This is a genomic window from Paraburkholderia sp. GAS199, from assembly GCF_050436585.1.
Taxonomy (GTDB): domain Bacteria; phylum Pseudomonadota; class Gammaproteobacteria; order Burkholderiales; family Burkholderiaceae; genus Paraburkholderia.
The window spans coordinates 1,022,155-1,040,548 of sequence record NZ_JBNDMM010000003.1; the positions used below are offsets into that span (position 1 = coordinate 1,022,155).

Below are 18,394 nucleotides of genomic sequence, written 5' to 3' on the forward strand. Positions count from 1 at the left end.
TGCCATGACGAACTCACCCGTGAACATCCTGATCGTCGACGACATCGTCCACAACATTACTGCGCTCGAAGCCTTGCTGTCGCGCCCGGAACTCACCGTGCTGGTGGCCGATTCGGGCACCGCGGCGCTCGATCTGCTGCTCAAGCACGAAGTCGCGCTGGCGATCCTCGACGTCAACATGCCGGGCATGAACGGCTTCGAACTGGCTGCGCTGATGCGCGGCAGCCCGCGCACCTCGCACGTGCCGATCATTTTCCTCACGGCCACGGCGCAGGACGCGTCGCGCACCTTCCGTGGTTACGAGGCCGGCGCGGTCGATTTTCTCTACAAACCGTTCGACCCGCGCATCCTGCAGTCGAAGGTGGACGTGTTCGTGCAGCTGGAGCAGCAGAAGCGCCAGCTGGCCGCGCAACTCGTCACCACGCAGCAGATGCTCGAAGCCAACGAGATGCTGATGGCCGTGCTGAGCCATGACCTGCGCACGCCGCTCGGCGCGGTGCTCGCGTCGGCGGAATATCTCATGCGTACCGCCGCCGACGAACAGTCGGCCACCGTCGCCACGCGCGTGAAAAACAGCTCGCTGCGCATGGCGCGCATGGTCGATCAGCTGCTGAATCTGGCGCGTCTGCAGGGCGGCCGCTTGCCGTTGCAGCCGCGTTCCATCGAACTGGCCAGCCTGTGCCGCTCCGTGATCGACGAGTTCGCGTCGCGCGAAGGCGGCAAGCGGATCGTGTTTTCGAGTCACGGCAATACGGCGGGCGCGTGGGACACCGATCTTGTCTGGCAGGCCGTGTCGAATCTGGTGAGCAATGCCTTGCACCACGGTGCGCCGGGCGGCGATATCGGCGTGGAAGTGGACGGCTCGGCGGTCGAAACGGTGCGCCTGAAGGTCGCCAATCGCGGCACGATTCCCACCGAAGTGTTTCCGCATCTGTTCAAGGCGTTCGGCCCGAACAGCAGCGGCGCGAGATCGCGCGAAGGCTTGGGTCTGGGGCTGCATATCGTGCAGGAAATTGCCCGCATGCATGGTGGCAATGTGAGCGTGAACTCGGACGACGCGACGGGGACGGTCTTCACGATCGAATTGCCGCGCATGGTGTCGCTCGCGCGCGGTTCGCGCGGCTCGTTCACCGGCCGGTAGTCCGATCGAGCGGCGCGAAAAACGTCGAGGGAGAAGCAATCGGACGGCTGTGCTACGCTAGTCGCCACCCGTCCCACGCATTGCACTCCACACCATCATGCGTTTCTGGCGCATACCGTCCGCTGCCCCGAGCAGCCAGATCAGCACCGCGCGTGCAACCGACCTCGTCATGTCGATTTCGCATGCCGATCCCGATCTGTTTGCCGCCAGCATTCTGAAAACCGTCGGCGAGAACGTGCCGGTTTCGCAGTGCACGGTGTTCGCCTACGAGTTCGACGCGCGGCCGCGCACGGTTTCCGTAGCCGACCATCGCGGCGGACGCTTTCTGCGCGACGTCGCCGATCATTACGCCACGCATTTCTACGCGCTCGACGGCAATCGCGCCATCATCGGCCGTCCGCAATCGCAGGGCGCGCTGGTCTTGCACCAGCAGCAAAGCGCCGAAATCGAAAACGAAGCCTACCGCGCGGCCTGCTATGCGCAGCCGAACGTGTCGGATCGTCTGTCGGTGCTGCTGCAGCCGATGGCGAGCGTGTGGCTGTCGATCAACCTCTATCGCGATAGCGCGTACGGCGAGTTTCAGGCAGGCGAACTGGAGCGCGTGGAAGGCATGGCCGCGCTGTTCGCGCAGGCGGCCAAGGGGCATTACGCGCTCAACGGGCAGCATCAGCAGGGCAGCGCCACGGCGATGCTGGCGCGTCTGCGGCGTCTTTGTCCCGCGCTCACGCCGCGCGAACTCGACGTGCTGCGCGGCACACTGGACGGTTTGAGCGCGCAGGAGATCGCGCTGCAGATGGGCGTGAAGCCGGCCAGCGTGGTGACGTACCAGAAGCGCGCCTATGCGCGTCTCGGGGTGAGCGGCCAGCGGCAGCTATTCGCGCTGTGCGTGCAGGCAGAGCCGGCCTGAGTCCATAGCGTCAGGATAGAGCCTCGCAGCCGGGCGCTGGCAGGCGCTGTCATGGGCGTTTTGCCTGCGTTTCGCGGTCCCAGCGTTTGAGCCACGGCATGACGAAATCCGCGAAACCGTCGGCGGGCGGCGAGAGCGCGCGTTCGGTGGAGCGATACACACAGACTTCGCGAATCGTTTCCGGATCGACGATGCGTTTCATCACCAGCCCGAAGGTGCGCGCGAGCGGCGCCACGTAAGCGGGGGCGAGCGTGACGGCCAGCTTTTGCGAGGCGAGGCCGAATGCCGTGGTGACGTTGTCTACGACGTCCACCGGAATGATGCGCGCCTCGGGCGGCAGATTCGCCAGCATCTGCTCGACCGCGCGTTCGTGATCGCGCCCGGTGGCGACAATCGGCACGTCGCGCAGATGTTGCCAGAACACCCGCCGGCGTGCGGCCAGTGCGTGCGTGGGCGCGCACCACATGACCCACGGGCTCGCGAACGCCGCGTCGCAGCGCACGCGTGTGCCGCTCTGGCGGTCCGGGCCGATGGCCAGATCGACGTCGCCGCTTTCCACTCGCTCCACCAGTTGCTCGACCACGGTATCGACGATGCGTACCACCACCTTCGGTTTGTCGCGCGCGTACTCGGCAATAGCGGCGGGCAGCGCGGTGGCCGCGAGCACGAGCGGCGCGCCTACCCGCACGATGCCGGCGGCACGGTTGCGGATGTCGTCGGCGGATTGGGCGGCGGCGCGCACGTAGCGCAGCACGGATTCCGCCGACGACAGAAAGTCCTGTCCCGCGCTCGACAGATTTACGCGCCGCGTGGTGCGGTCGAAGAGACGAAAGCCCAGTTCCGTTTCCAGCTCGGCGAGCAGCTGGCTGACCGCCGATGAAGTCAGTCCGAGCCGCTCCGCCGCTGCGCCGATACTATGCAGATCGACGATGGCGAGGAACGCTTCGAACTGACGGATCGTGACGCGGGTAAGTGGCATGCGTCGATTCTAAAGAAAAACTTACGAATCGTGCACAATCGATTGATTGTGTGCCGCGCGCCATTGACGGACACTTCCTGCAACGCCGGGCGTCTGCGTCTTCGCAGGCCCGTTGCAACGCCACCTACGAGGACTAGCCATGTTCGACCACATTCCCGCCTATCCGGGCGACCCGATCCTGAGTCTCAACGAAGATTTCCAGCTCGATCCGCGGCCTGAAAAGGTCAATCTGAGCATCGGCATCTACTTCGACGACGCCGGCAAGCTGCCCGTGATCGACGCCGTGCGCCGCGCCGAAACCGCCGTGCTCGGCGCGATCGGCCCGCGCTCCTACCTGCCGATGGCGGGCTTGCCCGGCTATCGCGACGCCACCCAGGCGCTGGTTTTCGGCGCCGGCAGCGGAGCCCGCGCGGCCGGACGCATCGCCACGCTGCAAACGCTTGGCGGTTCGGGCGCGCTGAAAGTCGGCGCCGATTTTCTGAAGCGCCACTTCCCGGCCTCGCAGATCTGGATCAGCGATCCCAGTTGGGAAAATCATCGCGTCGTGTTCGAGAACGCGGGGCTCACCGTCAACACCTATCCGTATTACGACGAGCACACCGGCGGCTTGCGTTTCGCCGACATGCTCGACGCCATCGGCCGTCTGCCGGAGCAGAGCATCATGCTGCTGCACGCGTGCTGTCACAACCCGACCGGCGTCGATCTGAACCCGGCGCAGTGGGCCGAACTGGTGCCCGTCCTGCAACGTCGCAAGCTGATCGCTTTCGTCGACATGGCGTATCAGGGTTTCGGCGCGGGTCTCGAAGACGACGCCGCCTGCGTGCGTCTGCTGGCCGAGGCGGAGGTGCCGCTGATCGTCGCCAATTCGTTCTCGAAGAATTTCTCCCTGTACGGCGAACGCTGTGGCGCGCTGAGCGTGGTGTGCAAAAGCGCGGACGAAGCCGTCCGCATGCTGGGTCAATTGATGTCCGCCGTGCGCGCCAACTACAGCAATCCGCCGACCCACGGCGCGCGTCTCGTCGCGAACGTGCTGGCCGATGCCGCTTTGCGCGCCTCGTGGGAAGCCGAACTCGGCGGCATGCGCGAGCGGATTCTCGCCATGCGTCACACCATTCACGACTCGCTCGCGGGACGGGTCGACGAAGTCATGCGCGCGCGCTATGTCGCGCAGCGCGGCATGTTCACCTATACCGGCCTGAGCGAGGCGCAGGTGGAACGTCTGCGTAACGAATACGCGGTGTACGTGCTGCGTTCGGGACGCATGTGCGTCGCCGGACTCAATGCGCGCAACGCCGGTTACGTGGCGTCGTCCATCGCGGCGGTGGTCGCGGGCGCCTGAGTCGCCGACGTCGTCTACGTCACGTCAGTCACGTTTTTTCGCATAACAACCATGGAGACCCTGATGACCACCCTCGACACGCCGACCGCCAGCCCGCCGCAAAAATCTGCGAAACACGCCGCCATGCATCCCGACGAATGGCAGGCGCGTGTGCAACTGGCCGCGTGCTATCGCATCTTCGACATGCTCGGCTGGACCGAGATGATCTACAACCACATCACCTTGCGCGTTCCGTCTAGCGTGTGCGGCGACGAGCGGCAGTTCCTCATCAATCCGTTCGGCCTGCACTACAGCGAGGTGACCGCCAGCAATCTGGTGAAAATCGACGCGCAGGGCCGCGTGCTGGACGACTCGCCGTATCCTGTGAATCCCGCGGGCTTCGTCGTGCATGCGGCGATTCACGAAGGTCTCGCCGACGCGCATTGCGTGATGCACACGCACACCACGGCGGGCGTGGCGGTGGCGTGTCTGGAAAACGGTCTGGAGCAGACCAACTTCTACAGCGCGCAGTTGCACGATCGTGTCGCGTATCACGACTTCGAGGGCATCACGGTGCATGCGGAAGAAGGGCCGCGTCTGCTCGAACATATCGGCAATCGTCAGGCGGTGATTCTGCGCAATCATGGCCTGCTTGCATGGGGCCACACCTTGCCGCAAACTTTCGCGGTTCTCTGGACGCTGAACCGTGCCTGCGAAATCCAGATGGCGACCTTTTCGATGGGGCGCGCGCGGCCGGTTCCGGAAGACGTGGCGATCCGCTGTTCACGCGACGCCTTGCAGTTCGATCCGCGGCACGGCGCGGGACAGGACGTGTTCGACGCGCTGGTGCGGCGTGTCGACCGCATCGACGCAAGCTATAAAGAATGACGCACGGAATCAGACGAGGATCGAATCGATGAAAGCAGTGATCTACGGTGCCGGCGCCATTGGCGGCTGGATGGGCGTGAAACTCGCGCAGGCGGGCCACGACGTGAGCGTGGTCGCGCGCGGCGCGACGCTGGCCGCGTTACAGGAACACGGGCTGCGCCTGATCGAAGGCGGCGTGACGCATGCCGTGCCGGTGAAGGCGAGCGCACAACCTGCGGACCTCGGCGTACAGGATCTCGTCGTGGTGGCGGTCAAGGGACCGGCGATGGCGTCCGTGGCCGCCCACATCGCGCCGTTGATCGGCGCGCACACCATCGTGCTGACGGCGATGAACGGCGTGCCGTGGTGGTTCTGCGACGGCCTCGGCCGCGACTTCGCCGGCAAGCGGCTCGAATCGATCGACCCGGACGGCACGATCGCCGCCGCGATTCCGGTCGCGCAAACGGTCGGCTGCGTCGTGCATGCGAGCTGTCTGGTCGATGCACCCGGCGTGATCCGGCATCACCAGGGCAATGGGCTGATCGTCGGCGAGGCGTCCGGGCAACCGAGCGAACGTGTCGGGCAACTCACCGCCACGCTTGCCGCAGCGGGCTTCAACGCGACCATGTCGGAGCAGATTCAACGCGACGTCTGGTACAAGCTGTGGGGCAACATGACCATGAACCCGATCAGCGCGATCACGGGCGCCACGACAGACCGCATTCTCAGCGACGAACTGGTGCGTAACTTCGTCACGAACATCATGCTGGAGGCGAAGGAAATCGGCGCGCGCTTCGGCATTCCGATTGCGCAGGAACCGGCGGACCGTCATGAGGTCACGCTGAAGCTGGGCGCCATGAAAACCTCGATGTTGCAGGACGTGCAGGCGGGCAAAGCGGTCGAACTCGATGCGCTGGTGGCCGCCGTGCGCGAACTCGGGCAGATCACCGATGTGCCCACGCCTTATACGGATGCGTTGCTGGGTCTTGCGCGTCTGCATGCGAGCACGCTGGGTCTGTATCCGCAACACTAGGCGTCTTGCGAACCCGTCGACCGTCCCGTTCGGCAGCGAACGGGACGGTTTTTTTACGCCTTCGAATCCACTCGATCGACCGCGGTCACGGCGGTCGACGGCGCGAGTTTCGCCGCTTCGATCAACTGCAAGGCGCGCTGCGGGTCATCGAGCTCGGTCATGCAAAGCAGCACGAGGCGCGCGAGATACAGGGGCGCCTGCGCTTCGCCTTCGGTGGTCAGTGTTTTGCAAAGCGTCGTGTAGACGAGATCGAGATCGCTATCGGTCATGTGAGTCATGTGGGGCATGTTGGTCATGGCGGTTCCTGGCGTTAGAGCATGAGGCTGGCGTCGATGGCGCGCAGTACCTCGGCGGCGGTGCCGTTGCGCCAGCGCGCCAGCACGTGACCGTCCGGCCGGATCAGGTAGACGGTGCCGGGCGCTGCGTCGAGCCGCTCGTCCAGACCATGGTTCGAACCGATGCCGATGGCTTGGAACGGAATGTTTCGTGACCCTAACGATTGTCGCAAGTCCTGCCATTCGCGGCTGCCTGCCGCGTCCACGTCGAAACAGAGCGCGGTGAAGCGCGGGGCGAGCAGATCGGTCAGGTGCGTCGTGCTGCTGGTGCTGCTGGTGCTGCTCGTGCGGTTCGCGCCGTCTGCCGCGTGTTGCAGGCGGCACTCCGGCAACACGGAGCCGGGCGCGGCGCCTTTCGTGAAACCAGTCGATGCGTCCGTAGCCACTGCGTTGAGCGGCGACTGCGTGTAGGCAATCGCGTGCGTCTGACGCGGATTGATCAGCGGACGCACCGCCGGATGCTCGACGGCCAGACCGAGCACGGCCTTGCGCATCAGCTCGAAAGCAAACGACGGCGGCGCCATGAACTCCGTGCTCTTCATGCCGTAGCTCAGGTTTTCGCGCGCGGCGAACACGCGTTCGTCGCTATAGGTGTCGAGCAAACGGTCCGATGCGATGCCGTTGACCACCGCGGCGAGTTTCCAGCCGAGGTTGTCGGCGTCGTCGATGCCGGAATTCGCGCCGCGCACGCCGAAGATCGGCACGAGATGCGCGGCGTCGCCGGCAAACAGCACGCGGCCATGCCGGTAGCGTTCGAGCGTCAGCGCATTGGCCTTGTAGACCGTGATCCAGATCGGCGACCAGTCGCCGGTTTCGCCCATCGCGTCGAGCACGCTCTGCACGCGCGGCATGACGTTGTCGGGCTGGATAGCGGCTTCCGGGTCTTCGTCGTCGCGGAGTTGATAGTCGATACGCCAGACGTTGTCGGGCTGCTTGTGCACCAGCACCGTCGAACCCGGATTGGACGGCGGATCGAAGTAGGCCAGCCGCTCGGTGGCGCGCTCGCTGTCCAGTTCGATATCCACGATCACGTAGCGGCCTTCGTAGGTCGTGCCGGTCAGTTTGAGGCCGAGCGCCTCGCGGATCGTGCTGCGCCCGCCGTCGCACGCCACGACCCAATCCACGTCCATCTGCCAGGCGGTGTCGCCGGTGCGAAGGATGAGCGTGGCGCCGTCATCGTCGTGGGTGTCGATGGCGGTGACGCGGGTCTGCCAGCGGATCTCGATCAGGTCGGCGTGGCGCTCCACTTCGTCGAGCAGCAACTGTTCGATCTGATACTGCGCGATGTTGACCATCGGCGGAAGGGATTGCTCCTCGTCCTGATGCATCGCGAAGCGGAACACTTCGGTGTCGCGATAGAAGCTGCGGCCGCCGGTCCACGGCAAACCGTGTTTCAGGAAGCCGTCCACCACGCCGAGCCGTTTGAAGATTTCGAGGCTGCGCCGCGAGATGCAGATGGCGCGGCTGCCGGTGCACACGCTGTCGTCGGCTTCGATCAGCACCGAACGCACGCCCTGGCGCGCGAGCGCGAGCGCCAGCGTCATGCCGACCGGCCCGCCGCCGACGATCGCCACCGCGCGTCGGGCCGGATCGCGGCCATCGACGAGTGGCGGCACGCTGGCCGGATACTGGCGCGCCGTGAAGGGATAGGGTTTGAAACTGCGGCTCATGCATGTCTCCTGTTTTCCGCTGCCGATGGATCGCCCGCCGCGGCCTCAAGGCTTTTCGGTGACGGTGCGAATCGGGAGTGAAGTATGCGGGAGGGCCGCGACGCGTCTGTCCTCATTTTGGGTACAAGGCGCGTCGCGGAGAGCGGCTTCGGCTGACGCTGGCCGATCAAGTTGCCCGATGGAGCCGCCCGATCAGGGCGTCTGGCCGGCGCCCGCCGTGTGCGAAGCCGGCTGGCGCATGTGTTGCAGGCTGGCGGCGAGCTTGCATTCCTCGATCATCGCGCGGAACGTCGGCGCGGCATGCGAGGCGGCCGTCGAACCGCTTTCGTGCATGCCTTCCGGCGCGGCTTGCCCGACGCCGACCACCAGCGTCGCGCGCGGCCGCCATTCGCGAGTGCGCCGCAGCATGTTGCGCAGATACGGCGGCGACTCGGGGGCGTCGAGCGTGACGATGCAGATGATCGGCGTGTCCCGGAAACTCGGCTCGTCGGCGCGCGCGCTGCGATAGCCGGAGTGCGTCGCCATCATCGGCGCGAGGCCCTGACGCCCGAGCAACTGCACGGCGATCGCGGTGGTCACTTCGTCGAAGGCGCCGCGTCCCGGTACGCATAGCACCGACGTCCTGTCGTGCGGCGCCCGTTCGGCGGCGGGATGCGAGCCGCGCTCGTCGTGCCGCTCGGAGAGATCGGCGGACGCCGACGCGTGCAGCGCCGCCGTATCGGGCGACTCCGCGCGCGTCATGCGGTCGGGCAGGCCGTCCGCGACTTCAAGGTTTTCGACGATATCCACCAGCGCATCGTTGACGCGCGCGAGCTGGTCGGGCATCAGCACGCCGCGCATGGCGTCGTTGCGGGCCAGCTTGAGACCTTCGAGCGCGACCTTGTCGTAGTAATCGATCAGCGACATTTCGCGCAACAGTCGTTCCGCCTGCACGATGGCTTCGTGCGGGTCGTCGGCCAGCAGCCGCTGATAGAAATTCTGCGCGGGCGTGAGCGCGGGCTGGTCGCCGAGCAGCACGGTCAGGAAGTTCAGGCGGTCGGCGTAACGGCCCAGCGTGACGACGCAGAGCGTGAGCGGCGTGGACAGCACGAGACCGATCGGCCCCCACAGCCAGCTCCAGAAAATCGCCGCGACCACCACCGCGAGCGGCGAGAGTCCCGAGCGATGGCCGTAGAGCAGCGGCTCCGCGATTTGCCCGGCCACCACGTCGACCACGATGAACAGGATCAGCGTATAGACCGCCATGGTCCATTGCGGCTGGATGGCGGCGGCGAGAAACACGGCGAGGATCGCCGCGATCCAGATGCCGATGTACGGCACGAAGCGCAGCAGGGCCGCGATCACGCCGAACAACAGTGCGCCCGGCACGCCGATGATCGCCAGCCCGATCGCGATGATGCCGCCCGCGCTGAGGTTCACGCCGAGTTGCGCGACGAAATAGCGGCTCAGGCGCACGGCGGCGTCGTTGATGGCGGTGGTGGTGCGGTGCAGGTCGCGCGAGCCGAACAGGCTGATGAGCCGGTCGCGCAAATCTTCGCGCTGCAACAGGATGAAGATGGTCACCACCAGCACGATGAAGGTGGTTTCGATTGGCGCGATGGCGGGCGACAGCGCGCGCTGGGCGAGTTGCATCGGCGTGGGCGACGGCTCGTGCACTTCGACCGGCGTCGGCACGGCAGGCGCGTTGCGCGCGGCGCGCCCGGTCGGGCGGGGCGGATTCGGCTTGGTCGGCGCGACCCGCTGCAAGGTGGCGGCGGCGCGGCTCATCAGCGAGTCGGCGCGGCCGACGGTTTTCTCCTGCACCGTCTCGATCTTCTGTTCGATCGCCACCTGGTATTGCGGCAAGTCGCCCGCGAGTTGCACGAGTTGCGCGCCGATCAGCGCGCCGACCGCGAGCAGCGAGGCCAGCGCGAACAGCACGGCGATGAAGATCGATGGCAGCTGACCCATGTGCAAGCGCCGCAAGGCCTGCACGAGCGGCGCGAGCAGGAAGCTCAGCAGCACCGAGAGCGTGATCGGGATCAGCACCGCCCGTCCGAAATAAAGCGCGCACACCACGACTACGCCGGTGATGACGGAAGCCAAACCATGCAGACTGGGCGTACCCGGCGGGTAAACGCGGTTCGGCCGTCCGTGCGGCGGCGGTAGCGAGATTTTCATGGGCAGACTTTCCGAGGTAGTGGCGCCGGCGCGTGGCTGCGGACTCACGGCAGGAGGGGCCGCGCGGCGGGCAGAGAAACGCACCAGCAATTCATATGCCTGAATTGTAGGCGTCCCAGCGCAGGGTGGCGGGTTTTCGGTGTCTTACTGCGGCTTGCCGTTTGTAAAAAGGCGACGTGCGCGGCTGTTTTTCCGGACGTGACGCGCGAGTGGATTAGATAGGCGTGCTGATGAATCGGCTCTGGACGCGCCGGAGGCGCCGTGCAATGCGCCGCATTCGACGGCGACGGTGACCGCGAAACACAAAGGGTCTTGCATGAGTGTTATGTTATAACATATTATGCGTTTCCCGTCGCTCGGCGACGTATCGATAAGAACAGTCATGCTCAAAACCAGGGGAAATCGCCGCCGCGCGCGGATCGTCCGGCTCTCGCCGCTTTCATTGGCCTTGTGGGCCGCACTGGCGCACGCGCAGGGCGATGCACCCGCCGCGGCAGCCGGCAGCGACACCACCAGCGCGCCCACGCTGGCACCCGTCTTCGTGACCGGCAATCCGCTCGGCGACACCGATACGGTCATGCCCAGCACCTCGCTGCACGGCGACGCGCTCAGCGTGCGGCAGGCCGATTCGCTCGGCGAAACGCTCAACGGTCTGCCCGGCGTGTCCACCACTACGTACGGGCCGATGGTCGGCCGGCCGATCATTCGCGGCATGGACGGCGACCGCATCCGCATCCTGCAGAACGGCGTGGGCGCGCTCGACGCCTCGTCGCTCTCGTACGACCATGCCGTGCCGCAGGATCCGCTGTCGATTGAACGCGTGGAAATCGTGCGTGGACCGGCGGCGCTGCTTTATGGCGGCAACGCGATCGGCGGCGTGGTCAATACGATCGACAATCGCATCCCGCGCGAAGCGATCACCGGCGTGACCGGCGCGGTCGACGCGCGTTATGGCGGCGCCAACTCCGCGCGCGCGGGCGCCGCGGAAGTGGAGGGCGGCAACGGCCAGTTCGCGTTCCACGTCGACGCATTCGATCGCACCACCAGCGATCTGCGCATTCCGGGCTTCGCGCATTCCGCGCAGCAACGTGCCATCGACGGCCCCGACGCCGCGCAACCCGAAGGCAGCATCCCCAATAGCGACGGCCGTTCGCATGGCGGCTCGGCCGGCGCGTCCTACACGTGGGCCGACGGCTACGCGGGCCTCTCGTATAGCGGCTTTCAGTCGAACTATGGCTCGGTGGCGGAAGATACGGTGCGTCTGCAGATGCGCCAGCAGCGCCTGAATTTCGCGTCGGAAGTGCGCAATCTGCAAGGCCCGATCACGAAGCTCAAGTTCGACTTCGGCTACACCGATTACGAGCACAAGGAAATCGACGACGGCGTGACCGGCACCACGTTCAAGAATCACGGTTACGAAGCGCGTCTGGAGGCCACGCACGCGAAACTCGGTCCGCTGGAAGGCGTGTTCGGCGTGCAACTCTCGCAAGCCACGTTCTCCGCGCTGGGTGACGAAGCGCTGGTGCCGACCACCGAAACCAACAACGCCGCGCTGTTCGCGCTCGAAGAATGGGCCGTGAATGATGCGCTGAAACTGAGCCTCGGCGGTCGCCTGGAATACACGCGGCTGGACCCGAACGCCGGTGGCAACGAACGCTTCGAAGGCGCGAGCACGCGCGATTTCACGGCGGGCAATCTGTCGCTCGGTGCGCTCTACAAGCTGGCGCCGGCGTGGTCGGTGGCGGGCAATGTCGCGTATATCGAACGCGCGCCCACCTTCTACGAGTTGTACGCCAACGGACCGCACGATGCCACCGGCCAGTATCTGATCGGCAATGCCAACGCGCAGAAGGAAAAGGCCATTTCAACGGACCTGTCGTTGCGCTACGCAAGCGGTCCGAACAAGGCGAGCGCGGGCGTTTTTTATAGCCGCTTCAAGAACTATCTGACCGAGTTCAACACCGGCCGTCTGGTGGACGACAGCGATCAGCCGGTCCCCGCCGGCACCGACGACGCCCTGAACGAAGCGGTTTATCGCGGCGTGAAGGCGGAGTTTTATGGGCTCGAATTCGATTCGAAGTGGCGCGTGTTCCAGAAGGGCGCGCATCGGGTGGACGTGGAACTGCTCGGCGACTATACGCATGCACGCAATGTCGAAACAGGCGACCCGCTGCCGCGCATCGCGCCGCTGCGCGCCACGCTCGCCGCCGATTACGGCTACGGTCCGTTCGGCGCGCGCGCCGAGGTCGTGCATGCGTGGGCGCAGCATCGCGTGCCGGATAACGACGAGCCCACCAACGGCTATACGTCGCTCGGTCTGACCTTGACGTACCACTTCCGCGTCGGCGTGACGAACTGGCTCGCGTTCGTGCGCGGCGACAATCTGACCAACCAGGAGATTCGCTACGCGAGTTCCGTGGTGCGCGACATCGCGCCCGAAGGCGGACGCAGTGTGATGGTGGGATTGCGCACCACGTTCTGAACGCGCACGGCCCTCAGCCGATATGCAGCCGCAGCAGGTCGAACAGTTGCGAACTCGCATAGAGCAGCAGGCCGATAAAGCCGCCCACGATCGTCCCGTTGATGCGGATGTACTGCAGGTCTTTGCCGATGTTCAGCTCGATCTGCCGCGACATCTCGCGTGCGTCCCAGTTCTTTACCGTGTCGCTGATATGACGCGTAAGGAACTGGGCGAAGTCCGGCGCCATCGAGCGCGCCGCGTCTTCGAGATGGTCGTTCAGGGACTGGCGCAAGGCCGGATCGTTCGAGAGTTCGCGGCCGACCCACTGACCCATCGCCATCACGCGCGCGTGCAGCGCCGAGTCGGCGCTTTCCAGATCGCGCTTGAGCCACGCGCGCAGATCGCCCCACATGTCCTTCACGTAACTGCTGAGCGCGTCGCCTTCCACCAGATAGCGCTTGAGTTCCTCGCCTTTCTGCAGAAACGCCGGGTCGCTTTTCAGTTTGACGATCAGCTTCTGCGCGGCCTCGTCGAATTTCTGACGCAACTCGTGCGTGGGATTTTCGCTGATCTGTTCGAGCATGCGATTGACCGCTTTGGCGATGGCTTCCGCGCCTTTTTCGCCCAGCCACGCCGACGGCAAAATCTTTTCCATTTTCGGGTATTCGCTCTTCACCCAGTCGACGATACGCGCCGCGATGAATTCGCGCGCCTGCGGTTCGCCCAGCAGATTCACCACCTGTCCGATACCCGCGTCGAGCAGTTCCTGATGACGGCCGTCCTTGGTGAGCGTGTCGAGAATCGAACCCATGGATTGCGACAGATCCACTTTGGCCAGCACGTCGCGCAACGCGTCCTTGATGAACACCTGAATGCGGACGTCGTCGGTCAACTCCAGGATGCCGCCCGTCAGTTTGACCACGTAGTCGCCCAGACGCGCCGTGTTGGCCGGTTGCGTGAGCCATGCCGTGATGCTTTGCGCGGGATCGTGCTTCTTGATGAGACCGACCAGCGAGGGCACGTCGAGAAACTTGTCCTGCACGAACACCGCGAGGTTGTCGGCGATCTTGTGCTTGTTCTTCGGGATGATGGCCGTGTGCCGTGCCACGACCGGAATCGGCACGCGACGGAACAGCGCGACCACCGCGAACCAGTCGGCGAGCGCGCCGACCATGGCGGCCTCGGCCACCGCCTTGACGCCGTCGACCCACACGCCGCGCGGCATGAACGCGGTCACGACGAACACGCAGGCGGCAGCCAGCAGGAGCAGGAGCGGAGTACGTTTGGCCTTCTTCAGTTCGAGTGCTTTGGTCATGGGCGGTGGCATGGTTTGCGGCGGCTGCTACGGTGAATCGGGCAAAGCGGCGGCATTGCGCGTGCTGCGCTGCGCAAGAAGCCGATGAAGCAGGCCAAAGAAGCAGGCCGAACTTCGCAGAGGCGAGTGTAGCGCCGCCATCGCCACGATGCGTCATGCGGCGGTTAAGGTCTTTGTCACGTTGCCGGCTGCGATCTTTGCCGCCTTGTCGACGTTTGGCGCGGCGACCATGATGCCGGCACGGTAACATCCTGCTCTCGGCTGCAGGGTGAGCGTGATTCGCGGGCATCGGGCAAAACCCGGCGTGTGAATCACGTTAGCCCGCACCCGCAGCTTGCCAACCAACAACACGCCATTGAACGCCATGGAGGCACAGTGATCAGGTTTCTGCACACCGCGGACTGGCAGATCGGCACGCAATTCGGCCAGTTCGAGCCGGACGAAGCCGCGCATCTCGCGCAGGCGCGCCTCGACACCGTGCGCCGGATCGCCGAAGCCGCCGCCGCTCGCAAGGTCGACGCCGTGCTGGTTGCCGGCGACGTGTTCGACCTGCAAACCGTCTCGGACACGGTGATTCGCCGTTTGTTCGGCGCCATGCAGGGATTTTCCGGCGCATGGATCATGCTGCCCGGCAATCACGACGCCGCGCTGGTGGAAAGCGTCTGGACCCGCGCGCAGCGTCTGAACTGCGTGACGCCGAACGTGCGGCTCGCGCTCACGCCCGGCGTGCTGCTGCTCGACGCCTGCCAGGCCGCCGTTCTGTGCGCGCCGCTCACGCAGCGCATCACGTACGACGACACCACCGCATTCTTCGACACAGCGGAGTCGCCGCCGGGTTATCACCGCATTGGCCTCGCGCACGGCAGCGTGAGCGGCATTCTTCAGGAAGGTATCGATTCGTCGAACCCGATCGCGCCGACGCGCGCGGCCACCGCGCGTCTCGATTACCTCGCACTCGGCGACTGGCACGGTCATCTGCGAGTGGACGAGCGCACCTGGTATGCCGGCACGCACGAGCAGGACCGCTTTCGCGGCAACGATCCGGGCTTCACGCTGGACGTGACGATTAGTGAAGCCGGCGCGCTGCCGGTGGTCGAGCCGGTGCGGATCGGCGAATACCAGTGGCATCGCTGGGAAGAAACGATCTCCGTGCCGACCGACGTGGACGCGCTCCGGCAGCGGCTCGCCGCGCTCGGTGACCGCGACGTGCTGCGCCTCGCGGTCGGCGGCACGACTGCGCTGGCCGAGGCCGAGGCGATCCACGTGGCGGTGGAGGAAGCGCGTGCGCGGGTGCGCGCGCTGCGCGTCGATCTGAGCGGCCTGCAGGTGCTGCCCACCGCCGACGATCTCGCCGGACTCGGCGCGCAGAGCGGCTATCTCGCCAAGGTGGTGGCGCGTCTGCGTGGCTTGCAGGAAGATCCGCAGGCCGATCCGCAACAGGTCAGGCGCGCGGCGGAAGCCTTGCTGCTGCTGGCCCGTTTTCAACGTGACATGCCGCGCGAAGCGAGGTCTGTATGAAGCTGCAAAGTATTGCGATTCAGGAATTCAAGCAGTTCAGCGGACGCATCGTCATCGACGATCTGCAGCCCGGACTCAATCTGTTTACCGGCCCGAACGAGGCCGGCAAGAGCACCATCGCCGAAGCGGTGCGCGCGGTGTTTCTCGAACGCTACAAGGCCTCGCATCTGAAAGACCTGCTGCCGTGGGGCAAGGCGAGCGGACAGCCGTCGGTGGAAGTCACGTTCGAACTCGACGGCGCCGCATGCCGTCTGTCGAAGCAGTTCGTCACGCGTCAACGCTGCGAACTGAAGATCGGTCAAACGGTGCTCGGCGAAGACGAGGCCGAAGACCGGCTCGCCGCGCTGCTCGGTTTTTCGCGTGCGGCACGCGGCGCGCTCAAGCCGGCCGACGCGGGGGTGCCCGGTCTGCTGTGGGTACAGCAGGGCGGCACGCAGGAGATGCGCGATTCCACCGGCCACGCGGCGCAATATCTGCGCGACGCGTTGTCGCAATTGTCGGGCGGCGCCGAGTCGGCCGGCGAGGACGCGTTGATCGCCGCCGTGCAGCGCGAGTTGCGGCAGTTGCTCACGGCGCGCACGCAGAAATCCACCGGGCCGCTTGCCGAAGCCGAACAGACGCTCGCCGCGTTGACCACCGAGCGCGACGAACTCGAAGCGCAGCGTGTGCAGTTCGAGGAAAACATCGCGCGTCTGGCCACCCAGCAGGAGGCGTTCGAAGACGCGCAGCGCAAGCGCGCGTGGGAGCTTCACGAGCAGAAAGCCGTGCAGGCGCAGCAACGCGCCGACGCCGCCGCCGAACTCGAACGCAGCCTGCAGGGCCTCGCGCAGTCCGTGAAACTGGGCGACGCCGAACTCGCGCTTTCCTTGCAGCGGGAGCAGGCCGCGAACGAACTCGAAGCCGCCGTGGCGCGTGAGCGAGCGCAACTCGACGCGGCGCGCGGCAGCGTCGTGTCGCTGCATAACGAACACGCTCAGGCGCAAGCCAGCGTGACGCAGTTCGAACAGGCTTTCGCCGACGCCAACCGCGCGCTGGAGCTGGCCAACGCAGCCGTGAGCGCCGCTGACCTGCGCGCGCAACTGAGTCTGCACCGCACCGAGAGCGAGCGTCTGGAGGCGGCGATCGCCGCTGCGGCGTCGGCGAACGAAGCCGTGCTGGAAGCGACCCGCGCGGCGGCGTCGCTCGAAATCGACGTCGCGAAACTCAAACGCCTGCAAACGCTCGACGCCGAACTGACCGTGCTGCGCGCCCGCACCGACGCCGCGATGACGCGCATCGAATATCGCCTGGACGGACGCGTCACGGTGGACGACACGCCGTTGACCGGCGAGGGCGTGTTGCGCGTCGACGAGGCCAAGCGTATCGGGCTCGGCGAACTCGGCGAATTGCGCGTGATTCCAGGCGTCTCCGATCTGCCCGCGCGCCTCGCCGAACTCGCCGCGCTCGACACCCAGCATGCGCAACTGTTGCAGACCTTGGGCGTCGCGTCGCTGGGCGACGCCGAGGCGCGGCACGAGCAGTGGAAGACGCTCGTCGCGCAGCAGAAAAGCCAGGCGAAGATTCTCGAGGTGCACGCACCGCAAGGTATCGATGCGCTGCGGGCCGCGTCGGCCTCGGTCGCCGCGCGTCTGCAGACCGCGAACGAGCGGCTGGCGGCGCTGCCCGACGTGTCGTCCGCGATGCCGGTCGACGAGGCGCGCCGCAACGCCGGAATCGCGCGCGACGCGCTGGAAGCCGCGCGTCAGACGCTGGTGCAGGCGGCCGAGCGCAAGTCCACCGCCACGGCCAATACGGAGTCGCTGGAGAATCAGGTGCGGCGCAAGCAGGCCCAACTCGACGACGAAGTCTTTCGCCGCGACCGGGCGCTGTGGCAGTCGAAAATCGTCGAGCAACGCGTTCAGCTCGATGCGCTGAAAAAGCAGCTCGACGTGCGCGAGCGCGAACTGGATGCCGCGCGTCTCGACGATCCCGCCGCCGAAGCGAAGCGTTATCGCGACTCGGCGCAACTCGCGCGCGAGGAACAGCACGAGCGCCAGGTGCGCATCGCGCAATTGCGCAGTCAGCTCGAAACGGTGGGCGCGTCGGGTTTGGGCGAACGCCTCGCCACGGTGCAGGCGTCGCTCGAACAGGCCACGCGCCGCAAGGACGAACTCAGTCTGCGCGCGGGCGCATTGAGTCTGCTCGACGACGTGCTCGTCGACGAACGCGATGCGGCGGTCGCGCAATTGCGCGCGCCCCTGACCGAACGGCTGGGCCATTATCTGAAGCGGATTTTCCCGCAGTCCGCGATCGCGCTGGGCGACGATCTGAGTCCCGCGACACTGGAGCGTCACGGTCGCGCCGACATGCTGGAGGCACTCAGCTTCGGCACGCGCGAGCAATTGGGCATTCTCACGCGTCTCGCGTACGCGGACCTGCTGCAAGCCTCGGGACGTCCCACCTTGCTGATGCTCGACGACGCCGCCGTGCACACCGACGCCGCGCGGCGCGACGCCATCAAGCGCGCGTTGATCGACGCCGCCACGCGGCATCAGATTCTCGTGTTCACCTGCCATCCGGAGCTATGGGACGATCTGGGCGTCAGGCAGCGGGCCATCGACGATTTCAAGGTCGCGGCGTGAGCGTGTTCGACGGCACGCGCCGATCTTTCGGGCGGGCATGAGCACGCATAACCCAGGCATAACCCAGGC

General features: G+C 65.9%; 14 protein-coding genes. 8 read left to right on the forward strand and 6 right to left on the reverse strand.

The window, feature by feature from the left end; all coding sequences use genetic code 11:
• Window positions 1-4 precede the first annotated feature (4 nt).
• Both P3T18_RS16155 and P3T18_RS16160 read left to right on the forward strand, forming a co-directional pair.
• The gene (locus P3T18_RS16155; protein WP_429300915.1) at window positions 5-1,141 is read left to right on the forward strand and encodes a hybrid sensor histidine kinase/response regulator; all 1,137 of its coding nucleotides are present in this window, start codon (window positions 5-7) and stop codon (window positions 1,139-1,141) included.
• Window positions 1,142-1,310: 169 nt separating this feature from the next.
• Window positions 1,311-2,048, forward strand: coding sequence for a helix-turn-helix transcriptional regulator (locus tag P3T18_RS16160; protein WP_429300916.1), 738 nt, complete (start codon window positions 1,311-1,313; stop codon window positions 2,046-2,048).
• Between the two features lie 49 nt (window positions 2,049-2,097).
• Here the strand turns inward: P3T18_RS16160 and P3T18_RS16165 are convergent, their stop codons facing one another.
• The gene (locus P3T18_RS16165; RefSeq protein WP_429300917.1) at window positions 2,098-3,027 is read right to left on the reverse strand and encodes a LysR family transcriptional regulator; all 930 of its coding nucleotides are present in this window, start codon (window positions 3,025-3,027) and stop codon (window positions 2,098-2,100) included.
• 139 nt (window positions 3,028-3,166) lie between these two features.
• Here P3T18_RS16165 and P3T18_RS16170 point away from each other — a divergent pair, with 139 nt between their 5' ends.
• The 3 genes from P3T18_RS16170 to P3T18_RS16180 all read left to right on the forward strand — a co-directional run bounded on the left by P3T18_RS16170 (window position 3,167) and on the right by P3T18_RS16180 (window position 6,245).
• Window positions 3,167-4,366 (forward strand): amino acid aminotransferase, encoded by a 1,200-nt coding sequence (locus P3T18_RS16170; protein WP_429300918.1) that lies wholly within the window; start codon window positions 3,167-3,169, stop codon window positions 4,364-4,366.
• Between the two features lie 63 nt (window positions 4,367-4,429).
• Complete coding sequence (locus P3T18_RS16175; RefSeq protein ID WP_429300919.1) at window positions 4,430-5,233, forward strand: class II aldolase/adducin family protein; 804 nt, start codon at window positions 4,430-4,432, stop codon at window positions 5,231-5,233.
• A gap of 28 nt (window positions 5,234-5,261) precedes the next feature.
• A complete protein-coding gene (locus tag P3T18_RS16180) occupies window positions 5,262-6,245 on the forward strand; it encodes a 2-dehydropantoate 2-reductase (protein ID WP_429300920.1) in 984 nt (327 codons plus the stop codon).
• Window positions 6,246-6,298: 53 nt separating this feature from the next.
• On the opposite strand, the gene P3T18_RS16185 is transcribed toward P3T18_RS16180, so the two are convergent.
• The 3 genes from P3T18_RS16185 to P3T18_RS16195 form a co-directional block, all read right to left on the reverse strand.
• Window positions 6,299-6,514, reverse strand: coding sequence for a hypothetical protein (locus P3T18_RS16185; protein WP_429301114.1), 216 nt, complete (start codon window positions 6,512-6,514; stop codon window positions 6,299-6,301).
• A gap of 41 nt (window positions 6,515-6,555) precedes the next feature.
• Window positions 6,556-8,250, reverse strand: a complete 1,695-nt coding sequence (locus P3T18_RS16190; RefSeq protein WP_429300921.1) for an FAD-dependent oxidoreductase — start codon at window positions 8,248-8,250, stop codon at window positions 6,556-6,558.
• 192 nt (window positions 8,251-8,442) lie between these two features.
• On the reverse strand, window positions 8,443-10,410 hold the full coding sequence (locus P3T18_RS16195; protein WP_429300922.1) for an AI-2E family transporter: 1,968 nt from the start codon (window positions 10,408-10,410) through the stop codon (window positions 8,443-8,445).
• Window positions 10,411-10,792: 382 nt separating this feature from the next.
• Between P3T18_RS16195 and P3T18_RS16200 the strand changes: the two genes are divergently transcribed.
• On the forward strand, window positions 10,793-12,892 hold the full coding sequence (locus P3T18_RS16200; RefSeq protein ID WP_429300923.1) for a TonB-dependent receptor: 2,100 nt from the start codon (window positions 10,793-10,795) through the stop codon (window positions 12,890-12,892).
• Between the two features lie 13 nt (window positions 12,893-12,905).
• Here the strand turns inward: P3T18_RS16200 and P3T18_RS16205 are convergent, their stop codons facing one another.
• A complete protein-coding gene (locus P3T18_RS16205; protein ID WP_429300924.1) occupies window positions 12,906-14,186 on the reverse strand; it encodes a DUF445 domain-containing protein in 1,281 nt (426 codons plus the stop codon).
• 153 nt (window positions 14,187-14,339) lie between these two features.
• The gene (locus tag P3T18_RS16210; RefSeq protein WP_429300925.1) at window positions 14,340-14,552 is read right to left on the reverse strand and encodes a hypothetical protein; all 213 of its coding nucleotides are present in this window, start codon (window positions 14,550-14,552) and stop codon (window positions 14,340-14,342) included.
• A gap of 9 nt (window positions 14,553-14,561) precedes the next feature.
• Between P3T18_RS16210 and P3T18_RS16215 the strand changes: the two genes are divergently transcribed.
• Together P3T18_RS16215 and P3T18_RS16220 are read left to right on the forward strand one after the other, a co-directional pair.
• Window positions 14,562-15,704 carry a metallophosphoesterase family protein gene (locus P3T18_RS16215; RefSeq protein ID WP_429300926.1) on the forward strand — a complete coding sequence of 381 codons (1,143 nt, stop codon included), beginning with the start codon at window positions 14,562-14,564 and terminating at the stop codon, window positions 15,702-15,704.
• Window positions 15,701-18,325, forward strand: a complete 2,625-nt coding sequence (locus P3T18_RS16220; protein WP_429300927.1) for an AAA family ATPase — start codon at window positions 15,701-15,703, stop codon at window positions 18,323-18,325. The genes P3T18_RS16215 and P3T18_RS16220 overlap by 4 nt, the downstream gene beginning before the upstream one ends.
• Window positions 18,326-18,394 lie beyond the last annotated feature (69 nt).